The sequence below is a fragment of the Psychrobacter sp. TB55-MNA-CIBAN-0194 genome (genome assembly GCF_040309505.1).
Classification (GTDB): domain Bacteria; phylum Pseudomonadota; class Gammaproteobacteria; order Pseudomonadales; family Moraxellaceae; genus Psychrobacter; species Psychrobacter fozii.
In genome coordinates, this window is sequence record NZ_JBEOOW010000698.1 from 1 (window position 1) to 242 (window position 242).

Sequence of the window (242 nt, forward strand, 5' to 3'; positions counted from 1 at the left end):
GTATGGCTTATATCATCGTCAGCTTCCACATCGGTTGGGCGCTGATTCAGGACAAACCTATCCATAAAGGCGTGAGCTTAGGCTTATTATTGGTCGGTATGCTCGCGCATGCGACGCTACTCTATCCGTACGTCGTTACCTTATACGGGCTAAATTTCAATTTATTTAATGTGTTTAGCCTCACCAGTTTGTTTTTCTTATTCTTTTATGTACTGTTCTGTCTCTATCGCCCTATTCTGAGC

The 242-nt window shown here is 43.0% G+C and carries 1 pseudogene; it reads left to right on the top strand.

The features are described 5' to 3' along the window. Positions 1-2: 2 nt before the first annotated feature. Positions 3-242: pseudogene (locus AAEY75_RS16780) on the top strand (cytochrome C assembly protein); the annotation flags it as partial.